General features: G+C 65.5%; 29 protein-coding genes. 12 read left to right on the top strand and 17 right to left on the bottom strand.

Annotated features, from left to right (window positions below):
• Positions 1 to 130: 130 nt before the first annotated feature.
• Positions 131 to 1042 carry a 16S rRNA (cytidine(1402)-2'-O)-methyltransferase gene (gene rsmI, locus LB551_RS08240; RefSeq protein ID WP_224658828.1) on the top strand — a complete coding sequence of 304 codons (912 nt, stop codon included), beginning with the start codon at positions 131 to 133 and terminating at the stop codon, positions 1040 to 1042.
• On the top strand, positions 1035 to 1412 hold the full coding sequence (locus tag LB551_RS08235) for a YraN family protein (RefSeq protein WP_224625355.1): 378 nt from the start codon (positions 1035 to 1037) through the stop codon (positions 1410 to 1412). The genes rsmI and LB551_RS08235 overlap by 8 nt, the downstream gene beginning before the upstream one ends.
• 17 nt (positions 1413 to 1429) lie before the next feature.
• On the opposite strand, the gene LB551_RS08230 is transcribed toward LB551_RS08235, so the two are convergent.
• From LB551_RS08230 to LB551_RS08195, 8 genes are all read right to left on the bottom strand, one after another.
• The gene (locus LB551_RS08230) at positions 1430 to 2386 is read right to left on the bottom strand and encodes an alpha/beta hydrolase (protein WP_224659014.1); all 957 of its coding nucleotides are present in this window, start codon (positions 2384 to 2386) and stop codon (positions 1430 to 1432) included.
• 28 nt (positions 2387 to 2414) lie between these two features.
• Positions 2415 to 3095 carry an isochorismatase family protein gene (locus LB551_RS08225; RefSeq protein ID WP_140550514.1) on the bottom strand — a complete coding sequence of 227 codons (681 nt, stop codon included), beginning with the start codon at positions 3093 to 3095 and terminating at the stop codon, positions 2415 to 2417.
• Between the two features lie 283 nt (positions 3096 to 3378).
• Complete coding sequence (locus LB551_RS08220) at positions 3379 to 4683, bottom strand: M24 family metallopeptidase (protein WP_224658827.1); 1305 nt, start codon at positions 4681 to 4683, stop codon at positions 3379 to 3381.
• A gap of 147 nt (positions 4684 to 4830) precedes the next feature.
• On the bottom strand, positions 4831 to 5796 hold the full coding sequence (locus tag LB551_RS08215; protein WP_224658825.1) for a GlxA family transcriptional regulator: 966 nt from the start codon (positions 5794 to 5796) through the stop codon (positions 4831 to 4833).
• A gap of 110 nt (positions 5797 to 5906) precedes the next feature.
• Entirely contained in the window at positions 5907 to 7076 is a 1170-nt protein-coding gene (locus LB551_RS08210) for a trans-sulfuration enzyme family protein (RefSeq protein WP_224658823.1), read from the bottom strand.
• Positions 7073 to 8530, bottom strand: coding sequence for a pyridoxal-phosphate dependent enzyme (locus LB551_RS08205; RefSeq protein ID WP_224625359.1), 1458 nt, complete (start codon positions 8528 to 8530; stop codon positions 7073 to 7075). Before LB551_RS08205 ends, LB551_RS08210 begins: the two co-directional genes overlap by 4 nt.
• 374 nt (positions 8531 to 8904) lie before the next feature.
• A complete protein-coding gene (locus tag LB551_RS08200; RefSeq protein WP_224658822.1) occupies positions 8905 to 10245 on the bottom strand; it encodes an FAD/NAD(P)-binding protein in 1341 nt (446 codons plus the stop codon).
• 25 nt (positions 10246 to 10270) lie between these two features.
• Complete coding sequence (locus LB551_RS08195; RefSeq protein ID WP_140550521.1) at positions 10271 to 10729, bottom strand: RrF2 family transcriptional regulator; 459 nt, start codon at positions 10727 to 10729, stop codon at positions 10271 to 10273.
• 721 nt (positions 10730 to 11450) lie between these two features.
• On the opposite strand from LB551_RS08195, the gene tauA reads away from it, so the two are divergent.
• The 4 genes from tauA to LB551_RS08175 all read left to right on the top strand — a co-directional run bounded on the left by tauA (position 11451) and on the right by LB551_RS08175 (position 14472).
• Complete coding sequence (tauA, locus tag LB551_RS08190; protein ID WP_224625360.1) at positions 11451 to 12464, top strand: taurine ABC transporter substrate-binding protein; 1014 nt, start codon at positions 11451 to 11453, stop codon at positions 12462 to 12464.
• A gap of 152 nt (positions 12465 to 12616) precedes the next feature.
• Entirely contained in the window at positions 12617 to 13390 is a 774-nt protein-coding gene (locus tag LB551_RS08185; protein WP_224625361.1) for a taurine ABC transporter ATP-binding protein, read from the top strand.
• Positions 13387 to 14247 carry an ABC transporter permease subunit gene (locus LB551_RS08180; RefSeq protein ID WP_224658821.1) on the top strand — a complete coding sequence of 287 codons (861 nt, stop codon included), beginning with the start codon at positions 13387 to 13389 and terminating at the stop codon, positions 14245 to 14247. The genes LB551_RS08185 and LB551_RS08180 overlap by 4 nt, the downstream gene beginning before the upstream one ends.
• An 18-nt stretch (positions 14248 to 14265) precedes the next feature.
• Positions 14266 to 14472 (top strand): hypothetical protein, encoded by a 207-nt coding sequence (locus tag LB551_RS08175; protein WP_224625363.1) that lies wholly within the window; start codon positions 14266 to 14268, stop codon positions 14470 to 14472.
• 7 nt (positions 14473 to 14479) lie between these two features.
• Here the strand turns inward: LB551_RS08175 and LB551_RS08170 are convergent, their stop codons facing one another.
• Complete coding sequence (locus LB551_RS08170; protein WP_411910489.1) at positions 14480 to 14740, bottom strand: hypothetical protein; 261 nt, start codon at positions 14738 to 14740, stop codon at positions 14480 to 14482.
• Between the two features lie 234 nt (positions 14741 to 14974).
• Here LB551_RS08170 and LB551_RS08165 point away from each other — a divergent pair, with 234 nt between their 5' ends.
• From LB551_RS08165 to LB551_RS08150, 4 genes are all read left to right on the top strand, one after another.
• On the top strand, positions 14975 to 15343 hold the full coding sequence (locus tag LB551_RS08165) for a septal ring lytic transglycosylase RlpA family protein (RefSeq protein ID WP_224625364.1): 369 nt from the start codon (positions 14975 to 14977) through the stop codon (positions 15341 to 15343).
• Positions 15344 to 15573: 230 nt separating this feature from the next.
• Positions 15574 to 16851: a polyhydroxyalkanoate depolymerase gene (locus LB551_RS08160; RefSeq protein ID WP_224625365.1), complete on the top strand. Its 1278-nt coding sequence runs from the start codon at positions 15574 to 15576 to the stop codon at positions 16849 to 16851.
• A 172-nt stretch (positions 16852 to 17023) separates the two neighbouring features.
• On the top strand, positions 17024 to 17644 hold the full coding sequence (locus LB551_RS08155) for a transglutaminase-like cysteine peptidase (protein WP_224658820.1): 621 nt from the start codon (positions 17024 to 17026) through the stop codon (positions 17642 to 17644).
• A 335-nt stretch (positions 17645 to 17979) separates the two neighbouring features.
• Positions 17980 to 18219, top strand: a complete 240-nt coding sequence (locus LB551_RS08150) for a hypothetical protein (protein WP_140524470.1) — start codon at positions 17980 to 17982, stop codon at positions 18217 to 18219.
• An 88-nt stretch (positions 18220 to 18307) separates the two neighbouring features.
• On the opposite strand, the gene LB551_RS08145 is transcribed toward LB551_RS08150, so the two are convergent.
• Genes LB551_RS08145 through LB551_RS08130 form a run of 4 tightly spaced genes read right to left on the bottom strand, consistent with a single transcriptional unit; the run spans position 18308 to position 21046 of the window.
• Positions 18308 to 18676: a helix-turn-helix domain-containing protein gene (locus tag LB551_RS08145; protein ID WP_224658819.1), complete on the bottom strand. Its 369-nt coding sequence runs from the start codon at positions 18674 to 18676 to the stop codon at positions 18308 to 18310.
• Between the two features lie 10 nt (positions 18677 to 18686).
• Positions 18687 to 19217, bottom strand: coding sequence for a Smr/MutS family protein (locus LB551_RS08140; RefSeq protein ID WP_224658818.1), 531 nt, complete (start codon positions 19215 to 19217; stop codon positions 18687 to 18689).
• Positions 19214 to 20317, bottom strand: coding sequence for a murein transglycosylase A (locus LB551_RS08135; RefSeq protein WP_224658817.1), 1104 nt, complete (start codon positions 20315 to 20317; stop codon positions 19214 to 19216). The genes LB551_RS08140 and LB551_RS08135 overlap by 4 nt, the downstream gene beginning before the upstream one ends.
• A gap of 24 nt (positions 20318 to 20341) precedes the next feature.
• Complete coding sequence (locus LB551_RS08130; protein ID WP_224625369.1) at positions 20342 to 21046, bottom strand: Tim44/TimA family putative adaptor protein; 705 nt, start codon at positions 21044 to 21046, stop codon at positions 20342 to 20344.
• A 213-nt stretch (positions 21047 to 21259) separates the two neighbouring features.
• On the opposite strand from LB551_RS08130, the gene LB551_RS08125 reads away from it, so the two are divergent.
• Together LB551_RS08125 and secB are read left to right on the top strand one after the other, a co-directional pair.
• Positions 21260 to 21760 carry an FxsA family protein gene (locus LB551_RS08125; protein WP_224658816.1) on the top strand — a complete coding sequence of 167 codons (501 nt, stop codon included), beginning with the start codon at positions 21260 to 21262 and terminating at the stop codon, positions 21758 to 21760.
• A gap of 165 nt (positions 21761 to 21925) precedes the next feature.
• A complete protein-coding gene (gene secB / locus LB551_RS08120; protein WP_140491875.1) occupies positions 21926 to 22423 on the top strand; it encodes a protein-export chaperone SecB in 498 nt (165 codons plus the stop codon).
• Between the two features lie 132 nt (positions 22424 to 22555).
• Here secB and dnaQ read toward each other — a convergent pair whose 3' ends face one another.
• The 4 genes from dnaQ to LB551_RS08100 form a co-directional block, all read right to left on the bottom strand.
• Positions 22556 to 23263: a DNA polymerase III subunit epsilon gene (gene dnaQ / locus LB551_RS08115; protein WP_224658815.1), complete on the bottom strand. Its 708-nt coding sequence runs from the start codon at positions 23261 to 23263 to the stop codon at positions 22556 to 22558.
• Between the two features lie 97 nt (positions 23264 to 23360).
• Positions 23361 to 23954, bottom strand: a complete 594-nt coding sequence (gene coaE / locus LB551_RS08110; RefSeq protein ID WP_224658814.1) for a dephospho-CoA kinase — start codon at positions 23952 to 23954, stop codon at positions 23361 to 23363.
• Positions 23951 to 24793, bottom strand: a complete 843-nt coding sequence (locus LB551_RS08105) for a shikimate dehydrogenase (RefSeq protein ID WP_224658813.1) — start codon at positions 24791 to 24793, stop codon at positions 23951 to 23953. Before LB551_RS08105 ends, coaE begins: the two co-directional genes overlap by 4 nt.
• Complete coding sequence (locus LB551_RS08100) at positions 24786 to 25385, bottom strand: Maf-like protein (protein WP_224658811.1); 600 nt, start codon at positions 25383 to 25385, stop codon at positions 24786 to 24788. The genes LB551_RS08105 and LB551_RS08100 overlap by 8 nt, the downstream gene beginning before the upstream one ends.
• Positions 25386 to 25662: the final 277 nt, after the last annotated feature.

The raw sequence follows: 25662 nt of genomic DNA, 5'->3' as shown, positions 1-25662 counted from the left end.
ATGGCGCTCGCCTTACATTACAGCCCCTTTTGCAACCCGGCGCGGGCCGTGCCAAACAGGGCGGATGATTTCGGAACGTCCTTCGCGGCTCCATCTGGACGCGGGCGCGCCGCTGACGGAGAAGGCACCGGTGACTGGCGAGACGGGCAAGCGCAGCTATGTGATCGGACAGACCGAGATTACGGCCCGGCCGCTGGAACCGGCGCTCTATCTGGTGGCGACGCCGATCGGCAATCTCGCCGACATCACGCTGCGCGCGCTTGAGACGCTGGCCGCCGCCGACATGGTCGCCTGCGAGGACACGCGCGTGTCGCGCGTGCTGCTCGACCGCTACGGCATCCGCCGCCGTACCTCGGCCTATCACGAGCACAATGCCGGCGAGGCCGGGCCAAAATTGATAGCGGCGCTCCAGTCGGGGCAGAGCGTGGCCCTGATCTCGGATGCCGGCACGCCGCTGGTTTCCGATCCCGGCTACCGGCTGGTCGGCGAGGCGCTCGACCAGGGCATTCGCGTCGTGCCCATCCCCGGTCCGTCGGCGCCGCTTGCCGCGCTCACCGCATCCGGCCTGCCTTCGGATGCCTTCCTGTTCGCCGGCTTCCTGCCGGTCAAGGCGGGGCAGCGGCTGGCGCGGCTGGAAGCGCTTAAAGCGGTGCCGGCGACACTGATCTTCTTCGAATCGCCGCGCCGGCTGGCCGAGTCGCTCGGCGCGATGGCCGAAGCGCTCAGCGGTGAGCGCAAGGCAGCGGTCGGCAGGGAACTAACCAAAACCTTCGAGGAGATGCGCACCGGCACGCTGCGGGCGCTGGCCGACCACTATGCCGCGGCCGATACGCCGAAGGGCGAGATCGTCGTCTGCGTCGGTCCGGCCGAGGCCAGGGCGGAGACGCCCGCGGACATTGATCGCCTGCTGTTGTCGCTCGCCGCCGAGATGCCGGCCTCGAAGGCGGCGGCGGAAGCGGCCAGGATGACTGGCGGCCAGAAGCAGGCGCTCTATCGGCGGCTGCTGGAACTCAGGGATGCCTCTGGAGAGGACCGTGGCTAGGCTCCCGAGCGTCAGCCGCCAAAAGGCCTATCGGCGCGGCCATCGCGGCGAATGGCTGGCGGCGGCCGCGCTGATGCTGAAGGGCTACCGTATCCTGGCGCGCCGCCATCGCACCCGTTTCGGCGAGATCGACCTGATCGCAAGGCGCGGCGACCTGGTGCTGTTCGTCGAGGTCAAGGCGCGCCGCACGCTGATCGAGGCGATGGAGGCTATCGCCCATGAATCGGAGCGGCGCATCGAAGGCGCCGCCGACATCTGGCTGTCGCGCCAGCCGGATTATGGTAGGCTGTCGATGCGGTTCGACATGATTGCCGTGCTGCCATGGCGCTGGCCGGTGCATGTCGAGAACGCGTTTTACGGGCGCAATTGAGGGCTGCGTCGCGGGGTTCAGCGTTCGACGAGCCATTCGCCCGCGCCAAGTGCCGCGATCGCCGCGATTATGCGCCGGAACGCCTCGGCGGCGGCCGGCACCGTGGTGCGGGCGCGCAGGAAACTGTGCACGAGGCGCTTTTCCTCACGCCAGCTCGCTTTGCCGCCGACGGCCAGGATGCGGTCGCGATAGGCCTCGCCGTCGGACGACAGCGGGTCGCATTCGGCGGTAAAGACGACGGTGGGCGGTAGGCCGGAGAAGTCGGCGTCGCGCAGCGGCGAGAAGGTCGGATCGTCTGGCGCCTGTCTCTTGGCCGAGCGGACGTGGCGGTAGAAGGCGACGTCGCCGGTCGACAGAAGCGGCGCCTCGGCATGCTCGATATAGGAGCGGGCAGTCTCGTCGCCGCCGAGGCCGGGATAGATCAGCACCTGGCCGGTCGGCCTCTTCGCGTGAGCGCGCGTCGCATGACTGACCGCCGCCGCCAGATTGCCACCGGCGCTCTCGCCGCACAGCAGCAGTGGCCCGCTCGCCGTGGCCGCCGCCCATTCGAAGGCGGCCAGAGCGTCGTCGAAGGCGGCGGGATGAAGATGTTCGGGCGCTAGCCGATAGTCTACCGAGAGCACGGCAAAGCCGGTGCCGGCGCAGATCTCGGCGCAGATATCGTCATGGCTGTCGAGCCCGCCGAGGATGAAGCCGCCGCCATGGTAATAAAGCACCGTGGCCCGCGCGGCGGTGCCCGCCATACGGTAATGCCGCACCGCGATGTCGCGGCCAGGAGCGGCGATGAGGCCGTCGCTGGCCGTCACCCCGGGCGGATAGGGCTGGCGAAGCGCCCGGCACATCCTGTCATAGATGGCCCGCTGCTTGGCGATCGGCAGGTCGATCGTCTCGGGCGGATACCAGGCGTTGATGCCGTCTATATAGGCCCACAGCGCGGGGTCGAGCAGCATCGCGTATTTGCCGCGGCCGGCCATTTCACTGCTGCCCACGGAAGGCATTGCCTCAAAGCTCGCTGTAAAGCCTGGCCGCGTTTTCAAAGCTGAAGCGCAGCGGTACCGAGCCCTCGACCTGCCAGACGGTGGCGCTCTCTCCGGCCAGCAGCCGGCAGGCGCCGTCTGTGTCGGTGACGGCGCCGCCATAGAGCCGGTTGGCGAGGTTGAGGATGGCGGTCTGGTGCATGGCGGCACTGCCGCTGCCGCAGGCATCCTTGACCAGAAGCACGCGAAAGCCGCGCGCCACGGCGTCCTTCACTGTGGCGTCGATGCAGGCCTCGGTCCACACGCCTGCTATGACCAGCCATTCGATGCCGCGCGCCTTCAGCTGGTCGGTAGCCGGCCCCGACCGGAAGGCGCTGGCCTCGGCCTTGATCAGCAGCGTCTCCCCCTGGGCCGGCGCCACCTCATGGCAGATTTCGGTCAGCGGATCGCTCTTGTCGGAGAAAGCGGACTTGCCGTCCTCTCCGACGGGATGGAAGGGCCGGTCCTGCTTGTCGAGATCGACAATATAGGCCCAGTGGTAAAGCGGCACATGGTTCTGCCGCGCCGCCGCCTGCAGGCGCTGGACGTTGGCGAGAATCGCCTCAAAGCCCTCGACGAGGTAGCGCGGGTCCTGCCGGTGCTCCTCCTGCAGGTCGATGAAGACAGCGGCAACCGTGCCGCACTTGATGGAGAGGGGGGTTTTCATGGGCGTGAGCCCTCGTCATGGAAGGGCGCGGCGGTCCACGATCCTTCCATATGCCGGAGGGTAAGCGCCCCCCTCTGCCCTGCCGGGCATCTCCCCCTCAAGGGGGGAGATTGGCGGCCGCGAATGCTTTCGCCCATAACCCGCGTTGCAGGAAAAAGCGCCGCAAGCGAAGCTGCCGATCTCCCCCCTAGAGGGGGAGATGTCCGGCAGGACAGAGGGGAGCGCCAGGGAATGAGGCGCTCGTTCTTCAGCTGCGATACGTCGCCGAGGCAAGCAGCGAACATCAAACCTGCTTCTCCAGAAATTCATCCTCATAAGGAAAACGCGACAGGAGCTCGGTGCCGGTCTCGGTGATCAGGATCTCGTCCTCCAGCTTGACGCCCTCGCGGCCGCCCTTCTCGCCAATATAGCTTTCCACGCTCACCACCATGCCTGGCACGATATGGCCGTCGCGGCCATAGGTTTCGTAGTCCATGGCGTGCGCGATGAAAGGCGTCTCGCCATGCATGCCGACGCCGTGCATGACCGAGGTGTAGCGCTGGTCGACGAAGCGGTCAGGGATCTTCCATGCCTTTTCGGCGATCTCGCGGAAAGCCATGCCGGGCTTCACGATCGAGATGTTGTGCTGAACCTGGTCGTGCGCCATGCGGTAGAGCGATTTCTGATAGGGGGTCGGCTTGCCGGGCCCGCAGCGGAAGGTGCGCGAGAAATCCGAGTAATAGCCATAGCAGCCGATCGTGTCGGTATCGAGCGCCAGCAATTCGCCCGGCCGGATTTTTCGCCCGCTGGCCTCGTTGAACCAAGGGTTGGTGCGCTGGCCAGACGTCAACAGCCGCGTCTCGATGAACTCGCCGCCCTGGCGGATGACCTCGCCATACATGATGGCGAACAGCTCGTTCTCGGAAACGCCGGGCTTGATCGCCTCGCGCACCGCATAGACAGCGGCTTCCGCGCCGGCCATCGACACCTGCAGGCATTTCACTTCCTCCGGCGTCTTGACCGCGCGCACCGCCAGGATCTCGCCCTGGCAATCCCGGACCTCGCAGCCGCGCTTTTCCAGGGCCAGCGCCTGCAAGTGGCTGCAGCGGTCGAGCCCGAGCTCCATCGAGCCGCCGCCATGCTGCTTCAGGAGTTCGGCGATCTCGTCGGCGAAGGGACCGGCGGTCTCGTCGTCGCGGCCCGACACCGACGACCAGACGAGCTTGGACGGACGCGCCTCGTCGATCGTGTCGAGCACCATCGAGACATGGTAGCTCTGCGGGTATTCGAACAGAACGATCGGCCCTTCTGTCGGGATGAAGAAATAGCGGGTCGAATTGCGCAGGAAATAGCCGAACATGTTGCGCGAGCCGGTGGCGTAGCGCTGGTTGTAGGGATCGAACAGCACCACGCCGCCATAGCCGGCCTCACGCATCCAGCCGCGCAGCTTGGCAAGCCGGCCTTTACGCAGGGCGTCGGCATCGATGAAGGACGGCTCGGTGTCGGACAGCCACATGCCGCCCGCCGGATCGGCCGCCGCGGGGTGGCGCATGCGGTCCTTGAAGTCGACGTCTTCAGTGCTGTCGGGGTCGAATACGACGATGCTCATGGGGGCTGACCTTGGGTGGGTTGCAAGGCTTGACCATGGCGCAGGAGGGGCGGATGCATTGTGCGGAAAACCGCGTGTGTTGTGCGGGATGCCGCTACGATAACGAGAGATGCAGGTGCCAGGCGCCCCGCCAACCTTCGAAAGTACCTAATGCCGTCGCGCCAGTTTCGGCGGATGCCCATGCTCCTCCCGGAACGCCCGGGCAAAGCTCGACATCGAGGCAAAGCCGCAGGCCAGCGCCACGTCGCGCACCGCGAGCGTCGAGTGCGCGAGCAGATCGGCGGCGCGCTTCAGCCGCAGCCGCCGGTAATAGCCATTGGGCGAGATGGCGAGTTCGGAGCGGAAGGAGCGTTCGAGCTTGTCCGAAGACACGCCGAGCCTCGCGGTCAGCTCCGTCATGCCGAGCCGCTCCTCCACAGCATCCTCCATGATGGCGATGGCCGACAGCACCAGTTCGTTCCGCACGCCGGTGCGCAGGCGTAGCGGCATCAGCTTGCGGTCGATGCTGGAGCGCAGCTGGCTGTGCACGAACCATTCGGCGACGCCGGCCGCAAGTTCGGCGCCGTAGTCGCGGGTAATAATCTCCAGCATCATGTCGAGGCTGCCGACGCCGCCGGCCGAGGTGAAACGCTTGCGGTCGATGACATAGAGGTCGCGCCTCAGCTCGACGTTGGGAAAGGCCTCGGTGAAGGCCGCCTGGCTGGTCCAGTGCAAGGTGCAGGCATGGCCGTCGAGCAGGCCGGCGCGGGCGAGGAAGAAGGCGGCATCCGCCACCGCGCCGATATGGGCGCCATTGCGCAAGCTGCGGCGGATCCAGCTTGCCGCATCCTCGGCGACGAGATGATCGGCATCGCCGCCCGAGCAGACGACGATGCGGTCGACCTTGGGCGCATCCTCGGCATAGAAGCCCGGTTGGATGACGACGCCGTTCGAGGCCTCGACCGCACCCTGGGTAGCCCCGACGATTATCCAGCGATAGCATTCCCGCTTCGCCAATATGTTGGCGGCGCGCAGCGGCTCGATGACGGACGAGAACGCCATCATCGGAAAGCCGGGGAACACCAGCACCGCGAAGGTGAGGGGCGTATCGGGAGATGTGTCGCGCGTGCCCATAGCGCTACATCTCGGGCAGATGGGATTTGGGTCAACGGGGTTGTGGCTGGCTTTCTGCGAAGTTGGCGCTGGCTTTGGAGACTGGCTTGTCTCAGCGGGAGTGCCGCCCCTCAGCCCCCCAGCGCCTGCCCCAGATCCGCGATCAGATCGTCGCCATCCTCGATGCCCGCCGACAGCCGCACCAGCGAATCCGATATGCCGATCTCTTCGCGCTTCTGCGCCGGAATCGATCCATGCGTCATCAGCGCCGGATGCTCGATCAGGCTCTCCACGCCGCCCAGACTTTCGGCCAGCGTGAACAGTTGCGTGCGTTCGAGGAAGCGTTTTGTGCCGACGAGGTCGCGGTCGAGCACGGCTGATATCATGCCGCCGAACGCATGCATCTGCTGGACGGCAACGGCATGCTGCGGATGGCTGGCGAGGCCGGGATAGATGACCCGGCGCACATCCTTGCGGGCTTCCAGCCACTGAGCGATCTTGAGGCCGTTCGACGAATGGCGCTCCATCCTCAGTGCCAATGTCTTGAGGCCGCGCAGGGCGAGAAAACTGTCGAACGGACTCGAAATGGCGCCGATCGCGTTCTGCAGGAATTTCAGGCGATCGGCCAAATCCTTGTTGTCGCCGACAACAGCCACGCCGCCGACCATGTCGGAATGGCCGTTGAGGTACTTCGTCGTCGAATGCACCACGATGTCGATGCCGAGCTCCAGCGGCCGCTGCAGATAGGGGCTGCAGAAAGTGTTGTCGGCAACCGAGAGGATGCCCTTGCGCCTGGCGAGGGCTGCGACGCCTTCGAGATCGACGATGCGCAGTAGCGGGTTGGTCGGCGTCTCGACCCAGAGCATTTTCGTCTCCGGGCGGATCGCAGCCTCGACGGCGGCAAGGTCGGTAAAGTCGACGAAGGAGATCTCCAGATTGGCGGAGCGCTTGCGCACACGCTCCATCAGGCGGAAGGAGCCGCCATAGATGTCGTCGGTGGCGACGATGTGGGCGCCGGAATCGAGCAGCTCCAGCACGGTGGCGATCGCCGCCAGCCCGGAGGCGAAGGCGAAGGCGACCGAGCCGCTTTCGAGATCGGCCACCGCGCGCTCGAAGGCAAAGCGCGTCGGATTCTGACTCCGGGCATATTCAAAGCCCTTGTGCACGCCGGGCGACTGCTGGCCATAGGTCGAGGTGGCGTAGATCGGCACCATCACCGCTCCGGTCAGGGGATCGTGGCTCTGGCCGCCATGGATGGTGCGCGTGGAGAAGGCCAGGCGGTTCTTTCCGGATGCGGTCATCGTGCACGGCGCCTCAGATGGTTGATCAGGTCGATGCGGGTTATCAGGCCGACGAACTCGTCGCCGTCGAAGATGATGGCGACCTCGTTGCGGTCGAATACCGGCAGCAGCGCGTCCAGCGTCTGGCTGGCCTGCAAAGTGTGCAGATTGGAGGTCATCGCCGAGCGCACCGGCGCGTTGAAGCGCTCCCAGCGGCCCTCATAGGGGCCGTCGACCTTGGCCAGAATGTCGCTTTCGTCGACGATGCCGATCAGCTTGCCGTCGTCGAGCACCGGCAGCTGCGAGACATCGGAGCGGCGCATGCGGCCATAGGCGTTGAGCAGGCTCTCGTCCGGACCGACATAGACGGTGTCGCCGGTGCGGTGCGTGCGCATCACCAGGTCGCGCAGGTCGCCATGCTGCTCGTGCTCGGCCAGCCCCTGTTCGGCCAGCCAGAAATCGTCGAAGACTTTCGACAGATATTTGTTGCCGCTGTCGCAGACGAAGGTGACGACGCGCTTGGGCGAAGTCTGTTCGCGGCAATAGCGCAAGGCGGCCGACAGCAGCGTCCCCGACGACGAGCCGGCCAGGATGCCTTCCCGGGACAGGAGATCGCGCACCGCCAGCATGCTCTGCTTATCCGATATGGAATAGGCCTTCTTGACCAGGGAAAGATCGGCATTGGGCGGCACGAAGTCCTCGCCGATGCCTTCCACCGTCCAGCTGCCGGCCTCCACCATCTTGCCGGTCTTGATCAGCGGCGCCAGCACCGAGCCGACCGGATCGGCCAGCACCATTTCCGTCTTCGGCGATGCCTTGGCGAAGAACCGGCCAAGGCCGGTCAGCGTGCCGCCTGAGCCGACGCCGACCACCACCGCGTCGACATCGCCGTCGAGCTGCGAAAAGATTTCCGGACCGGTGGTGGTTTCATGCGCCTCAGGGTTGGCCGGATTGGCGAACTGGTTGGCGTAGAAGGCGCCGGGCAGCTCGGCCGCGATCTTTTCGGCCATGTCCTGGTAATATTCGGGGTGGCCCTTTCCGACATCGGAGCGCGTCATGCGCACTTCCGCACCCAGCGCGCGCAGGTGCTGGATCTTCTCGCGCGACATCTTGTCGGGCACGACCAGGATGATGCGGTAGCCCTTGGGGATACCGACCTGGGCGAGGCCCAGGCCGGTATTGCCGGCCGTCGCCTCGACGATCGTGCCGCCTGGCTTCAGCCTGCCCCCTTTCTCGGCGGCGGCGATCATCGACAAAGCGATACGGTCCTTGATCGAGCCGCCGGGATTCTGGCTTTCGAGCTTGATGAACAGCCGGCATTTGCCGGTGTCGAATTGGGTCAGCTCGACCACGGGGGTCTGGCCGATCAGGTCGAGCACCGATCCGTAAGGTGGCCGCAGGCGCGACATTGCGTTTTCCGAAGCGACGCTTTCCAAAGGGGCGCTATCCGAGGGCGCGATCTTGTGCCTGCTCATATCGATGCTCCATGATCAAGCGGCCGCCTCGTGCAGGGCGGCAGCGTATCCTCTTTTCCAGCCCTTTGCAGTGGGAAAGAAGATAGATCGTGCCAATCGACCGGCTAGATGGAGAATGAAATTCCCGTTCGGCGTTTTCGCTGTGGTGCAGGACTCGGACGTTGGCGGGACAGCGCCCCCCTCTGGCCTGCCGGCCATCTCCCCACGGGTGGGGAGATTGGCTGTCACCACGGCTTTCGCCAATCTCCAACGTTGAAAGAATGGTGCGGTCGGCGAAACTGCCGATCTCCCCCCTTGTGGGGGAGATGGCCGGCAGGCCAGAGGGGGGCGCCGTAGAGCGCCAGGCTCGATAGTCGCACGCCTGTTGCCGTGCCTCAGCCCAGCAGCTGCTTGCTCAACCTCGCACACTGGACGCGAATATCCGGAATGGCGTCGATCTCGAAGAAGGTGCCTCTGGTCAGCGGGCCGACGGCGAGGATCTTCCTGGACACCGTGCCGTCGCCGGCGATGATCTCGCAATTGGCCGTCACGTCGAGGCCGATGCGCAGCGGATCCGGCCGCGCCAGGGAGCGGTCGACCAGCGAGCGCACGACGCTGTTCGACGAGGCCGAGATATCCCTGACGATGCCGGAGCAATCATAGATGCGGGCGACCTTGAACCTCTCCAGCCGCTTGGTGTGGCGCGACTGGACCTGGACCGTGAACTCCTGGCCAGCCGCGATGTCGACGACACGGCCGGCAACGAGGCGGATGCGGCCGGACTGCACGGCTTGCGTGACGCGGGAATGGACCTCGGGCGCCATGCGGTGGCGGTGGATATCCCACCAGGCCTTGGTGTGCTCGACGAAACGGCGCTTGGCGGAGGCCGGCCAGTTCTGCCAGATCTTCTGGTTGAACGGGCGCAGGCCGTCGACGACGTCGCGCCAATCGATGCCGGCCTTCTGGTTTTCCCGGATCAGATCGCGGAACCAGCCGACGAAATAGGAAAGCTGGGTACCGAGCGGGATGTCGGCGACGTCAAGCTTGATCGGATTGCCCTTGCGGTGCGGCGAGGGCAGCAGGCCGCGCCGCGACACCGCGACGATCTCCGCGCGGTGGCCGCGCTGTTCGAGCGCCAGGAATGCATCGACCATGCTGAGGCCGGTGCCCAGCACCATGACGCTCCGGTCGGGATCGAGCGCGGTGTCGGCCTCCGATCCCATCCGAACCGCATGGCCTTGCCCCATGGCCGGCACCTCGTCATGGCCGGTGGCGAGTACCGCCAGATGGGCGACAACGCTGGTGCCGTTGGCGAGCGCCACTTCGACCCCCGAGGCCGTGGGCGAGATCGACAGGCTTTCCTCATGGATCAGCCGGAGGCGTCCGGTCTCCCTCTCTCGCGCCTCGAGATCCTCCAGCAATTCGCCGAGGTAGCGGGCATAGATGCTGCGCGGCGCGTAGACCGGGGCCTGCTCCGGCGTTGCCAGGCGGCGTTCCAGCAGCCAGCGCCAGAAATTGCCGGGATCGTCGGCATAGGCGCTCATGCCGGCGGCGCTGACGTTCAGCACATGCGCGGAGAGCAATGTGGAATAGGCGATGCCCTGGCCGAAATGCGGGCGCTTCTCTATCAGCGTGACGCGAAGGTCGGGATTGGGCTGCCTCAGCAGATGCGCGGCGAGCACGACGCCGCTGGCGCCGCCGCCGACAATGATGATCGAGCTGCCGCGGCCGCTCATGCCGGCCCCGTGCGACGCGCCGGCGTCAGGCCTTCACCGCAACCGGCAGATCGTCGGTCGCAAGGTCGTCGAGGCCGATGTCGCGCATCTCGGCGAGGCTGCGCTGGTCGAGCACCTCGGCAATCGCCTGCCGGACTTCCAGCATCAGATGTCGGACCTGGCATGTCGCCTCGTTACAGTCTTCGCAACGCTGATACTGGGTGCGGCTGGCGCAAGGGATCGGCGCCAGCGGGCCGTCGAGCACGCGCACGACATGGCCGACCCTGATTTCCTCCGCCGGCCGCGCCAGGCGATAGCCGCCATCCTTGCCTTTGCGGCTCTGCACGAAACCGGCATTGCGCAGTTCGCCCAGAATGGCGTCGAGAAACTTCTTCGGGATGTTGTTGCCGGTCGCGATGTCGTTGACGAAGGCAAGTTGCCCGGCCGGCATCCGCGCCAGGTGGACGAGCGCCTTGAGCCCGTACTTGCCTTTCTTGGTGAGCATGATCCGAACGTTTCTCTGTCATGCGATGGCTCGAGGCCATCCGTTGCGAAACGCCTGGCGTGCCTCCCGCCGCGCTCAAGCACCCATGACACATAAATTCTAGTGACATGATATACAAGCCAATCGCGATTGATCTTGCTTGGTTTTCAAGCCGCTGCGGTCATTTTGGACCCGCCTTGTGACTCCGGGGACACAAAACGTGGCGCGACGGCCTGAGACTGGTGCCACAGGTGATCGCCGCGATACGGATGGGTATGACCTCTCATCGCCGCCTCCAAGTCTCTATGTCCATAAGCTTACTATACTTAAATCCGAATAGGCGGAACATGTTTTTAATTTCCTGGTCATTTGAGGCATGATTTTCTCGATATCATGCCAGAAATGCGAACCGTTGTTCGCGGATGAGTGTGCCGGCGCTTGCCCCCAGTGTCGTCGGATTTTCCGGATCTCGTCAAGGCCGACAAGGACCGTAGCGACGCGGCGCAGATCCGAGGATGACGAGGCCTGGCGGTTTTGCCGAGCACCATCCTGTTCATGCGGCGAATTGGCATCGAAGGCGATGAAGGCGGTTGCGGCCGCCAAATCCGTCCGGGCACCCCGTCACCGACGATTTTTTTCCAACAAATCCGCCGCAACTGGAAGAATTTAACTCTACAATAATGATAGAATTAGCGGACTATCATGAAGCAATCCGGTTTTCCCCTGTTTCATGGAGCCCTTGATGTCCACCACCATTTCGCGACGCATCCTTCTCCTGTCGGCGGCGCTTGCCGGCGCCGCCTTCCTGGGCCCGGCTTTTGCCGACGATCTCAAGATCACCATCGGCTACCAGACGGTGGTCGAACCCTCCAAGGTGCCGCAGGCCGATGGTGCCTATGAAAAGGCTACCAAGGCCGCCATTGACTGGCGGAAATTCGATTCCGGCGCCGATGTCATCGCCGCGGTCGCATCCGGCTCGGTCGACATCGGCTATGTCGGTTCGAGCCCGTTGGCGGCGGCGGCGAGCCGCGAGTTGCCGGTCCAGACGATCTTCGTCGTCGGCCTGATCGGGCCATCCGAAGCCCTGGTCGCACGCAACGGCGCCGGCATCGAGAAGGTCGCCGACCTCGCCGGCAAGAAGGTGGCCGTGCCCTTCGTCTCGACCACGCATTACAGCCTGCTTGCCGCGCTCAAGCATGAGAGTGTCGACCCGAAGTCGGTCGAAATCCTCAATCTCAGGCCGCCGGAAATCGCCGCCGCCTTCGCACGCGGCGACATCGATGCGGCCTATGTCTGGGATCCGGCGCTCGGCCAGGTCAAGACATCAGGCAAGGTGGTGCTGGATTCCTCTGAGGTCGCCGCCTGGGGCGCGCCGACCTTCGACGCCTGGATCGTGCGCACCGACTTTGCCGAAAAGAACCCGGAAGCGGTGCGCGACTTCGTCAAGATGACGGGTGCAGCCTATGCCGAGTACCTGGCCGAGCCCGATGCCTGGTCGGCAGCGTCGCCGCAGGCGGCTGAGATCGCCAAGCTGACCGGCGCCAAGGTCGAGGAAGTGCCTGAACTGCTCAAGGGCTATGTCTTCCCGACACTCGAAGAACAGGCCTCCGACAAGTTCCTCGGCGGCGGCACGGTCAAGGCGATCGCGGCGGCATCCGCGTTCCTCAAGGAGCAGGGCAAGGTCGACGCCGTGCTGCCGGACTATTCGAAATATGTGACATCGAAATACGTCACCGAGGCGCTGGCCTCGAACTGATCCGACTGTTGGAGCGCCCCATGCCATGACAGGCAGGTGGCGCCCGATGAGACGCGCACGTCTTTCTTGACGCCGCGTGTCGTCTGTCCCGGAGCCGCTGACGAGGCGCGGCTTCGGGCAGGTGGACTTCAACGAACTCCCTGCGAGGGCTCATGTCGCATCTCGTGCTCGACAGAATCTCGGTCCACTATGACGGTCAGCCCGCACCGGCCGTCGAGCGGGTGTCGATCGATATCGCCAAGAATGATTTCGTCATCCTTGTCGGCCGTTCCGGCTGCGGCAAGACCTCGCTGCTCAATGTCGCCGCCGGCTTTGTCACGCCGGCACGCGGCACGGCCACGATCAACGGCCGGCCGATCGCAGCACCCGGTTCGGACCGGGCGGTGGTGTTCCAGAACGACGCGCTGTTTCCTTGGCTGACCGCGCGCGAGAACGTCGCCTTCGCGCTCAGGCTACGCGGTGTCGGGCCATCCGAGCGGGCACGCCGCGCCGACGAATTGCTCGGCCTGGTCAAGCTCACCGATGCCGGCGACAAGCGCATCTGGGAGCTGTCCGGCGGCATGCGCCAGCGCGTCGGCCTTGCCCGGGCGCTGGCTGCCGAGCCGCAATTCCTGCTGCTCGACGAGCCGCTCGGCGCGCTCGACGCGCTGACGCGCGAGCGTATGCAGACGACGCTGCTCGACCTGTGGACGGCAAGCAAGGTCGGCGTGCTGATGGTCACGCACGGCACTGACGAGGCGCTGGTGCTCGCCACCCGCATCGTCGTCCTGGCGCCCGGCCCGGGCCGGGTGGTGCGGACCTTGGAGCCGGGCTTCTCCAGGCGCTACGCATCGGGCGAGGCCATCCGCGCCATCAAGGCCGATCCTGGCTTCGCCGCGGCGCGCGGCGAACTGACCGACGCCATCTTCGAGGGAGAGGCGGCATGACCGTTTCATCCTACACCGAACGCTCCAGTTCCAGGATCGAAGAGGCCGACGGCCTGTCGGTGCCGTGGTCGCGCCCGATCCCGAAGCGCAAGGGCGTTTCGGCGCGCATGGTCAGCGCGGCCACCATTCTTCTGGTGCTGGCGCTTTGGACGCTGTCGGCCCGCCTGCAGCTGGTTTCGCCGGTGTTCCTGCCCTCGCCTTTAGCGGTGTGGAACAAATTCGTCGTCGTCGCCCGCGACGGCTTTGTCGACGCAACGCTCATCCAGCATATCGCCGCCAGCCTGGGGCGGGTGTTCGCGGCGCTCATCGCGGCGCTCCTCGTCGGTGTGCCGGTTGGCCTCGCCATCGGCATCAGCACCGTCGGCCGCGGCATTTTCGATCCGCTGCTGGAATTCCTGCGGCCGATCCCGCCGCTCGCCTATCTGCCGCTGGTCATCATCTGGTTCGGCATCGGCGAGCCATCGAAGGTCCTGGTGATAGCCATCGCCATGCTGGCGCCGGTGGCCTTGTCGACCGCGTCCGGCGTCCGCGGCGTCTCGCAGGAGCGTATCAACGCCGCGCGTTCGCTTGGCGCGACGAGGCGCCAGGTGGTCCGCCACGTGATCCTGCCCAGCGCGCTGCCGTCGATCCTGACCGGACTGCGCATCGCGCTCGGTGCCGGGTGGTCGACGCTGGTCGCCGCCGAACTGGTGGCGGCGACGCGCGGGCTTGGCTTCATGATCCAGTCGGCGGCGCAGTTCCTGGTCACCGACGTGGTGGTCATGGGCATTTTGGTGATCGCGGCCATCGCCTTCGTGCTCGAATTCGCCATCCGCAGGACCGAGCGCGCGCTTGTGCCGTGGGCGGGACGCGAATGATCGGAAACGGAGATGACGATGACCCATTCCACCGCCATGCTGTTCGCCCATTTCGGCACCTGGCTGCTGGGCCTGACATCCGATGACAAGGCTATAGAGGAGGACAACACGACAAGGGAGGACGGTCCGCGCTCGCCGGCGCCCGTCCAACTCCCGGCCGGGCGTGACCACCTGCCGCCGCGAGATGAGAGCTTCTACTGGGCCTGGCAGTACTGGTCGCAGTGAGAGCGGCTCAACCGCGCGAAGGGTTCGCCCACACCAGCCCGGTGAGACCAACCAGCATGACGACGATGCCGATGGTGAGCCATTGCGACTGGCCGGTCATGAAGCTGCCGCCGATCACGCCGATGCCTTGCAGCGACCACAGCGCGCCGACGGCCACCACGATCAACGCCAGCAAATTTTTGGTCAGTCTCGTTGCCGGATTCTCCTTCCGAAGTTGATCGGTTGCATCGCCGCCGTCGCGATGAAAGAGGCAAAGGAATCGGGTCAAGGGCAGCATCTTCTACTTGGATGTTGCCGCTCGATCTTGTCAAACAAGACATGGCTGTGGACTGGAACATCATCGTGACTTGATCGCGGATCAGCGGAAAATCACTGACAGACTGTTACCGGGCGACTCTAAACGTGTGCCGATGCCACGGAACTGCCAGATGATTGCCGCATTTCGTGCCTTATTGTCTCCGTAACGGCTGGGGTCTGTCAAAAACGGAGCCTTCCCCCAGATATGAATAACAACAACCGGACCGCGCTTGCCGCGGTGACGATCGCTGCTGGCCTGATGGTCGGCGCCTCCGCCACTCCAGCCGCCTCCGCCGCCGGCCAATGCGGCCGCGCTTCCTGGTACGCCCTTCACTCCAGGACCGCGTCGGGTGAACGGATGAACCCTTCGGCCTTGACCGCCGCCCACCGCACGCTGCCTTTCGGCACCAAGCTGCGGGTCACCAACCAGCACAATGGCCGCAGCGTCGTGGTGCGCATCAACGATCGCGGCCCGTTCATCAGGGGACGCGTGCTCGACCTGTCGAAGGGTGCCGCCGGCCAGCTCGGCTTCATCGGTTCCGGCCACACCGCGGTCTGCATGGCGCGCGTCTGACCACGTTGCCCGGCCTGGCGGCCGGGCCGTCGTGCCGCCTTCGCACCTGCACAATGAGCCGGCTTGTACCGTCCAAGGCTGATTTCCAAAGCTTTGGACCAAGAATGCGTATAGATCACGCCACGTGACGTATTGCATCGCAGCAATTAGTTGTTAACTTCCCCGCGAGACAGTTAGGGCCAGGCGCTGCTCGCCGCCCCTTCGGTCGCAGGCCGCAGCGGGGTAAACGGATGTTCTACCAGCTCTATGAAATGAACCACGCCGCCCTGCAGCCGGCCCGTCTCTATGCCGATGCGGTGCGGCTGTTCTATTCCAACCCGCTCAATCCGTTGTCGCACACGTCCTGGGGCCGCTCGATCGCGGCGGGCGCCGAGTTGTTCGAGCGCACCACGCGCCGCTACGGCAAGCCGCAATTCGGCCTCGACAAGACGGTGGTCGACTGGAAGAGCGTGGCAGTGACGGAGAAGACCGTCTGGTCGCGGCCGTTCTGCAACCTGGTGCGTTTCGAGCGCGCCGTGCCCGCCGGGCGGCGGCGCGATCCGAAGCTTCTGATCGTGGCGCCGATGTCGGGCCACTATGCGACGCTGCTGCGCGGCACGGTCGAAGCCATGCTGCCCCATGCCGACGTGCACATCACCGACTGGATCGACGCCCGCATGGTGCCGACGGCCGACGGCCAATTCGATCTCGACGACTATATCGACTATGTCGTCGACATGCTGCATGTGCTGGGCCCCGACACGCATGTGATGGCTGTTTGCCAGCCTTCCGTGCCGGTGCTGGCGGCCGTGGCGCTGATGGAAACGCGCGGCGACCCCTTCGTTCCCGCGACGATGACCCTGATGGGCGGGCCGATCGACACGCGCCGCAACCCGACCGCGGTCAACCTTCTGGCCGAGGAGAAGGGCATAGACTGGTTCCGCGACAATGTCGTGATGCGCGCGCCCTGGCCGGTGCCGGGCTTCGGCCGCGAAGTCTATCCAGGCTTCCTGCAGCTTTCGGGCTTCATGAGCATGAACCTCGACCGCCACATCATCGCCCACAAGGACTTCTTCATGCACCTTGTGAAGCATGACGGCGACAGCGCCGAGAAGCACCGCGACTTCTACGACGAGTATCTGGCGGTGATGGACCTGACGGCGGAGTTCTACCTGCAGACGGTCGACACGGTGTTTGTCCGGCATGCCTTGCCCAAGGGCGAGATGACGCATCGCGGCACGCCGATCGATCCCTCGGCCATCCGCAATGTCGCGCTGTTCACGGTGGAGGGCGAGAACGACGACATTTCCGGCCTCGGCCAGACGCGGGCGGCGCACGATCTGTGCGTCAACATTCCCGCCGACAGGAAGGCGCATTACATGCAGCCCGCGGTCGGGCATTACGGCGTCTTCAACGGCTCGCGCTTCCGCTCCGAGATCGTGCCGCGCATCGTCGACTTCATCACCAGCTATGGCCGCCAGAACCGGGTCGCCGTGAAACCGAAGCTGGTCCGCACCGCCAAAAGATAGGCAGCCGGCATTGCCGGCCCGATAGCGCGGGACAGGCCGGGCAGGCCTGTCGCACGGCGCCGCTGCCATGCGTCTCGCGAGTAACCATGTCGCAAATCACCCAATCGTGGTAATTGACACGGACTGTAGATCGCCCTTAACCTTTCATTAATAACAAGGGCGAGCGGGGACAATGAATTCCTCACCAATGGCGCGAACGCTTCGTGCGTGCGCAGTAGCCGGACTGGCGACAATGATGGGAGGCTGGGTGGCGCCGGCCCTGGCGGCTGGAGCGATGACGACCGGCGGCGTCGCGTCGCAACCGATCGGCCATTATGATTTCTGCAGGCTCAATGCCCGCGAATGCGCGATCCATCCCGGCAATCTTGCGCCGGCGGCGATGACGGACAGGTTGTGGCGCAAGCTGGCCAAGGTCACCGCCAGGGTGAATGCCGCCGTCAAGCCGATGAGCGACATGGACATCTACGGCAAGGACGAGGTCTGGGCCTATCCCGCCAAGGGCGTCGGCGACTGCGAGGACTACGTGCTGGAAAAGCGGCGCCTGCTGTCCCGCATGGGCATATCGCTTGCCGATCTTCTCATCACCGTGGTGCGCAAACCCGACGGCGAAGGGCACTCGGTGCTGACGGTTCGCACCGACAAGGGCGACTATGTGCTCGACAATCTGACCGACAAGGTCAAGGCCTGGGATGAGACCGGCTACCGCTTCCTCAAGCGCCAGGCGATCGACAACACCGGCCGCTGGGTCTCGATCCGCGGCGGCCAGCAGGTGCTGGTGGGGTCCGTAGAGTAGGACTGCGGCGGGCGGCGCGGCCAACCGCCGGATGTCGGCTCCGCCCTTCATTCCCCTGCAGGGCATTTCTCCCCGTATCGTGACGAGGAGAAAGACGCTGTCATCGATGACTTCGCCAATTGCCGACGTAGCAAGAAGTACGCTGCGGGCGCGGCTGTCTCCCTTCTCCCCGTCACGATACGGGGAGAGGTGCCGGCAGGCGGATGAGGGGCGGCGCCGACGTTGCAGTCACGCGCCTCGCTCACTCCCCAAAAAATTCCCACACCCTCCGTGAACCATTTCGGCCCGGCCGGCGACACACAGCCGTGAACCGAAACCAACCATGGAGACTTCAAATGACTGCTTTCCTGCGCAACACCCTTCTTGCCGCTGTCGCGGTGTCGGGCATGGCCGGATCCGCTCTGGCCGATCAGACCATTCCAAGCTGCGCCAACACCAATCTTAACGACCTGTGGAGCGGCCGCTGTTGCGGCGCCGCCGGCGCATCGGACTGCCTGGGCGGCGGCAATGGTGGCCGCGGCCATGGTGATCACGGCCGCGGCGGCAATGGCGGCAGCACGGCCGGCAAGAACTGATCTCGTCACGGCTGCCCGCCGGCTGCTGCTGGCGGGCACCGTTTCGCGATCGGGAGCTCAGCCGCCGCGTGAGCCGGGCAACCCCGACCTACCGTCGCCGCCCCAGCGCCGCCCGGATCGAGGCGGTGATGCGGCGCAGTTCCTCCTCGTCGAGCTTTTCGATGTTCTCGGCCAGGAGGTTGGCAAGCTCGGTCGCGGCCGGGCTCAGGCCGGACGTGTCGAGCCTGACGCGCGGATGTGAGGCTTCGGCCAGTCGCGCCAGTTCCTCGGCGTCGTCCCAGATGATGTTGAAATAGCCGATGATCTTCTGGATCAACGTCCAGGTCGGCGCGCCGCGCCTTCCATGCTCGAGCGCGGACAGATAGGCCGCGCTGACACCGATGGCGGCGGCCATGTCCTTCTGGGTGACGCCGCGCTCGGCCCTCAGCGCCCGCAGCCTCTCGCCGAACGGGGTCACGACCCCACCCTCACGACCGGACCCGCCGCAGCCTGACATAGAGCGCGCCCGAGCCGCCATGGTTGCGCGCGGCATAGTCGTGGCTGGAGACCAGCGGCCGGAACGCCGGCGTCGACAGCCAGGCCGGCACCGCGCGGCGCAGTACGCCGTCGCCGCCCGACGACGAGCCCTTGCCGGTGATGACCAGGACGTAACGGATGCCGCCGGCATGGGCGCGGTGCAGGAAGGAGAACAGCAGCGAATAGGCTTCGTCCTGCGTCATGCCGTGCAGGTCGACCCGGCCTTCGATGGGCAGCCGGCCTTTCGACAATTTGTCCAGCGTCGGCTCGTCGAGCGCATGGGAGACATGCTGGGCCTTCGGCTTCGCCGCGCCGGCCGGACCGGCAAGGGGCCGGGCCTGTTGCGTCGGCGCCGGCTTCGCCTCGAGGTCGAAATCCGGGACGGGCACGGCGGCCTTGCCTTTCAGCGGCTTGGCTGTGCGCGCCACCAGGTTCCACAGCACCCGGTCGTCCTCGCTCAGCCTCTCGGTGCGGCGGGTCATGGCTTCAACCCCGAGACGAGCGGGCGCGGCACCAGCGCGTAGAAATCGGCCGGATTGCGCACCACGCCGGCGATCTCGCCGGCGGCATCGCCCGAACCGGCGAAGAGGTCCCCGCGCGCCGGCCCGGTGATGGCGGAACCGGTGTCCTGCGCGATCAGCAGGCGGCGGAACGGTTTTGCCTCGAAAGCCGTCAGCGATGGCGCATCGATGTAGAAGGGCGTGCCGAATGTGTGCAGCAGCCGGTCGACGGCGATCGAGCGGCCGGGCGTCAGCGGCACCTTGGCGGCGGCGATCGGCCCGAGCGCCGCGTCCTCCACATCAGCCTCGCGAAAGAAGATATAGGAGCGGTTCTGCCACAGGACCTCGTCGACGCGGTCGGGATGCGCCCTGAACCAGGCGCGGATCGACTGCATCGTCACTTTTTCCAGCGGGATCTCGCCGAGCTCGCTCAACACCTTGCCGGGCCCGGTGAAGCGCTGGCCGGACTTGGCCGCATAGGTGACGCGGCACAGCCGGCCATCCGTCATGAGAAGCCGCGCCGCGCCCTGCACATGGATGAAGAAGGCGTCGACCTTGTCGGCCAGCCAGGCGATTTCCAGGCCCTTGCCGGCGAGCGCGCCGCGCTCGATCGCGCCGCGGTCGAAATATTCGGCCGGCCCGTCCGGCGTCCGGCGCGCGAAAGCGAGATAGGGGTCCATTCCGTCGGGCCGGTTGGCGTCGTCGATGTCGACGAGATCGGCGGGACGCGACAGCAGCGGAACGGCAAAACGCTCCGTGCGCACCGGCGAGGCCTCGACCTGCGGCTCATAGAATCCGGTGACGAGGCCGGCGCCGGTCTCTGGGCGCACCAGCATGGGGACGAAATGACGCTCGAAGAAGCTCCGCGCCTCCGACCGGCTGGCAGGAGGGGCCGCGCGCGCCTCGGTATAGGCACCGGCAAAGGCGTCAAATTCGACGCCGAGCGCGCCGCTGCGATAGGGCTTGGCCAGGACATGGAAGGCAGAGCGGCGAAAGGCTTCGAAAGCTGCCAGATGGTCGTCGTCATCCCAGCCGGGCGGATCGCCGAAGGATCTTTCGCTGAATGCCTGATGGAAGGACACGACAGGTCCGCCGCGGTCGGGGATTCAGTCTTCTTCTTCGGTGGCGACGAGCTTCCAGTTCGGATCCCGCGAACGCGTGTCGCGGGCGAAGGTCCAGACATCCTTGACCTCGGCGACGGTTTCGGGGTCGCCGTCGATGACCGTACCGGCCTTGTCGCGCGTCGCCGAAATCAGCTCGCTGATGATGCGCAGCGTGACATGCGCCTCGCCGCCCTTCATCTCGGCCGAGACGATATCGGCCTTGTCGATGCCGACGAAGGAAGACTGGATCTTTTCCGACCGCGCCTCGCGCTCGCCGATGGCGGCGACGAAACCGTCATAGACATCGCGCGACAGAAGGTTCTTCAGCGTTTTGCGATCGCCGTCGGCATAGGCCATGACGATCATCTCGTAAGCCATCTTGGCGCCGTCGACGAAACCCTTCGGGTCGAACGACGGATCGTTGTCCTTGATCGTGCGCAGGCCCTTGTTGAGGTCGGTGCCGGGCTTGGCGAAGGCGTCGATGGCCGCATAGACCTCGCCGGCCGGCTCGCCGGGCTGGCGCTTGCGCGGCAGCGACACGACATTCTCGGGTTTCTGCGCATCCTTGTCGCCGGTGCGGGCGGCGGTATAGGGGTCGAAAGGCGGCCGTTCGCTGCCGGTACGACGGCCCAGCACATTGCGCAGCTGGAAAAAGATCACAACTGCCGCAATCAGAAAGAAAATCGTGCCGAAGTCGAAGAAACCCATATCTTCCGCCAATCAATCCTGCCCTCGGCCGGACCGCCCGGCCAACAGGGCAGCGGTCGCATAGCGTTCAACATGCAAACCATATAGAACGCAAGGCGCAATCATTCAAATCAAAGACAGCCATACCTATCTAACAGCCTCGGCGCCAGCGGCGGGCGGCCGCCGGCCGGCAAAACAGACCAACGCCAGAACGATCGGAAGGATCGGCAAGACTTGCGCATTTCGTTATTTCCCGTTTTTCTTCTGGCGCTTCCGCTGCTGGAGATCGCCGGCTTCGTCATAGTCGGGCGCCAGATCGGCGCGCTGGCGACGGTCGGCCTGGTGCTCGCCTCGAGCATCGCCGGGGCGCTGCTGCTCAGGCATCAGGGTTTTGGCGTCATGAGCCGCATCAGCACCGAGATGGGCGCCGGCCGCGATCCGAGCCGCGAACTCGCGCACGGCGCCATGATCGTGCTCGCGGCGATCCTGCTGATCATCCCGGGCTTCATATCGGACATTTTCGGCATTCTCTTGTTCCTGCCGCCGGTGCGCGACCTTGCCTGGCGCAGGCTCAAGGGCCGCATCGTGGTGGCGACGAATTTCTCGGCCGGCGGCTTCCGCGGCCGGCCGCGCGACAGGGTCATCGACCTCGACGACGGCGATTATTCGCGCGAAGACGATTTCAAGCGCGGACCGGACCACAACTCGCCATGGCGCCGGCTGAAGGACGATTGAGACTGTATCGATATTCCGGTGGTGCCGGCCTGACCTGAATCTCGACACGGTCTAGCCCCTCGGTTCGCAGGGCGGCAAACCTTGTCTTGTCATGCCGGCCATGGTAGCGAACGCCCGATTTCAATTCGGTCAGCAATGCTGCCCAGGCAAAAGGACACAAGGCTCATGGCCAGCAAAGATGACGCGCCGGTCGGCGCCAACGGAAACGGCAATACGGCGCAGCCCTCGCTCAACGTCCTTGCCCAGTATGTGAAGGATCTTTCCTTCGAGAGCCCCGGCGCGCCGAACTCGCTGCGCGGCCGCGACAAGGCGCCCGGCATCGCCATCAACGTCAACGTCAACGCCAATCCGCTCTCCGACAAGCAGTTCGACGTCAATCTGACGCTGAACGCCAAGGCGTCCTTCGACCAGGAAGTGCTGTTCAACGTCGAGCTGGTCTATGGCGGCGTTTTCGCCATCAGTGGTTTCCCGCAGGAACACATGCTGCCGATCCTGTTCATCGAATGCCCGCGCCTGCTGTTCCCGTTCGCCCGGCAGATCATCGCCGAGGCGACGCGCAATGGCGGCTTCCCGCCCCTGATGCTCGACCCGATCGATTTCGCGCAGATGTTCCAGCAGAAGCTGGCCGAGGACCAGGCGGCGTCGAAGGTCCAGGTGAGCTGACGGCGGCTCTTCCGCAGCATTGAAGAATCCGGCCTCGCGCCGGGTTTTTGTTGGACAGGCAGGCGGGACAGCATCCCCCTCTGGCCTGCCGGGCAGGGGGCGCGAAGGAACGCTACCTGCGCAGCTGTCCGTTCACTCTGCGGCCATCACCTTCAGCCACAGCGCCTTCTCGCCCAGCGTGGCGACCATGCCGGCATGGGCTGCGCGCTCGGCTTCGCTCAGGCGCGGGGGCAGGGCGATCGGCCGCGTGCCGACGGAGATGTCGATGTCGGCCACTTCGCCCGCGCCGTTCATCTGCACGGCAACGGTATCGAGGATCAGAGCCGTCTGCTTGCCGCCGATCAGCTCGATATAGACTTCGGCCAGCAGCTCCGAATCCAGCAAGGCGCCGTGCTTGGTGCGCCGCGCATTGTCGATGCCGTAGCGCCGGCAGAGCGCGTCGAGCGAATTGGGACCCATCGGATGCCTGCGCCGCGCCAGCGCCAGCGTGTCGACGACGCGCCCGATGTCGACGGCCGGATGGCCGAGCCTGCCAAACTCGACGTTGAGGAAGCCGATGTCGAAAGTGGCGTTGTGGGCGACCAGCTTGGCGCCGTCGGTGAAAGCGATCCACTCCTCGACGATCTCGGCGAAGGACGGCTTGCCTTGCAGGTCCGCCATGCTGATGCCGTGCACGGCCTGCGCCTCGGCGTGGATCGAGCGGCCCTGCGGGTTGATGTAGTGGTGGAAGGTCCTGCCGGTCGGAAAGCGGTTGACCAGCTCGACGCCGCCAAGCTCGATGATGCGGTCGTCGCGCATGTCGAGGCCGGTGGTTTCCGTGTCGAAAATGATCTCACGCATCGAATCAGTCGCTCCAGAGAGCAGAATCATACACCAGAACAAAATGGCAATGGGCAATGCCGTTTTTCCCTTCTTCCCTTGTGGGAGAAGGGAAGCGTCAGTGACCAGACACCCCGGTCAGTTTCGCGATGATGGCCGCGACGGCGGCCCGCGCGGCGTCCAGGCCCTGGCTGGTATCGATGACGAAATCGCCCTGGCGCCGCTTTTGCGCATCGGGCACCTGGCTGGCCAGGATGGAGGCGAGTTTCTCTTCGCTCATGCCGGGACGTGCCAGCACGCGCTGACGCTGGACTTCGGCCGGCGCGGTGACGACGACGACCTTATCGACGCGGTCGCGGCCGCCGGTTTCGAACAGAAGCGGAATGTCGAGGACGGCCAGCGGCGCGCCGGCGGCGCGGTTGCGCGCCAGGAACGCGTCGGCATCGGCGCGCACCAGCGGGTGGATGATCGCTTCCAGCCTTTTCAGCGCGGCCGCATCGCCAAGCACGCGGGCGCCGAGCTTTGCCCGGTCGACGCCTCTTGCGTCGGTGGTCCCGGGAAAGGCGGCCTCGACCAAGGGGGCTGCCTTGCCGGCATAGAGGCGATGCACCGTCTCGTCGGAATCGTGCACCGGCACGCCGGCCTCGGCAAACATTTTCGCCGTCGTCGACTTGCCCATGCCAATCGACCCCGTCAGCCCGAGCACGATCATGATTTGGGCGCCAGATCGGCAACGACAAGCGCGCGCAACTCGGGGGTAACCTTGGGCCTGACGCCGAACCAGCGCTCGAAACCGGGCACCGCCTGGTTGAGCAGCATGCCGAGGCCGTCGACGGTCTTCAGCCCTCTTGCCCGCGCCGCGGCAAGCAGCGGCGTCTCGAGCGGCACATAGACGATGTCGGTGACGATGGCGTGGTCCGGCAAAAGGGCCGGGTCGGCGGCGAGCCCCTCATTGCCTTGCATGCCGAGCGCCGTGGTGTTGACGAACAGGCCGGCATCGGCAAGCAGTTCACCGGTCGCCTCCGTGCCATGCGCCGAGACACCGGCGCCGAACCGGTCCCGCAATTCCATCGCCCGGGCAAGCGTGCGATTGACGATGCGGATATCGCGGATGCCGCGCTCTTTCAGCGCGTGGATGACGGCGCGCGAGGCCCCGCCGGCGCCGAGCACCACCGCCGGGCCAATGGACGCCCAGCCCGGCGCATGATCGTCGAGATTGGCGGCGAAGCCATGGCTGTCGGTGTTGCCGCCCCAGAGCCGACCATCTTCCAGCCACAGCGTGTTGACCGCGCCGATCTGCTGGGCCGCCTCATCACGGCGCTCGACCAGGGCGAACGCCGCCTCCTTGTGCGGGATGGTAACGTTACCGCCGAGATAACCGCTCGCGTGCAATGTCCGCAGGAATTCGGCGAAATCCTGCGGCGCCACGTCGATCGCCTGGTAGCTGCCGTCGATGCCGTATCTGGCCAGCCAGTGGCCGTGGATCTTCGGTGAGCGAGAATGCTTGATCGGGTGACCGGTGACGAAGGCCTTTTTGGTCGCCTCAGCCATCGATCGCTCCCAGCGTGCGCAGTTCGGCCAGCAGCGGCAGTAGCGGCAGGCCGACAATGGTAAAATGGTCGCCCTCGATCTTCTCGAAGAGCTGGATGCCTTCGCCTTCGACCTGGTAGGCGCCGACGCTCGACAGCGCCCTTGAGCCGACGCGCGCCAGATGGCGGCCGATGAAGGCCGGATCGAGCTTGCGCATGGTGAGGCTGGCGATGCCGACATGGCGCCACAGCACCTCGCCATCGCGGATCAGGACCGCGGCGCTGTTGAGCTGATGGGTCTTTCCCGACAGCGCCAGCAGATGGCGGCGCGCCCCTTCCATGTCGGCCGGCTTGTGGAACACCTCGTCGCCCAGCGACAGCGTCTGGTCGCAACCGAGCACCAGTGCGCCGGGCCTGCGCTCGCTTACTTCGGTGGCCTTGGCTTCGGCAAGCACCAGCGCGACATCCTCGGGCGAGGCGCCGCTGCCTTGCAGGGGCGCCTCGAGCGCGCGCTCGTCGACGTCAGGCGCAACCGCCTCGACGTCGATGCCGGAAGCGAGCAGCATCGCCTTGCGGAATGGGCTGCCGGAAGCGAGGATGATTTTTTCGGTCATTTTTTCACTCGGATGCAAACACGGGCGGTTGGCGTATGAGGCGCTTTGATCTGTAGAGTCGGCGCCGCCCTCATTGTCCTGCGGGACATTTCTCCCCGTAAAGAGACGGGGAGAAAGGGCAGCTTCGGCGCAAGCGTTCTTTCCGGCCGCGCTGGCGATTGGCGAAACCATCGATGACAGCGCCCCTCTCCCGTCACTATACGGGAGAGGATGCCGGCAGGCAGGTGAGGGGCAGCGCCGATTTCCGCCAGAAAAACTCGGAAAAACTCACTCATCT

It is taken from the genome of Mesorhizobium sp. BR1-1-2, assembly GCF_020165435.1.
Taxonomy (GTDB): domain Bacteria; phylum Pseudomonadota; class Alphaproteobacteria; order Rhizobiales; family Rhizobiaceae; genus Mesorhizobium.
This window is presented reverse-complemented; position numbering and strand designations above follow the sequence as displayed.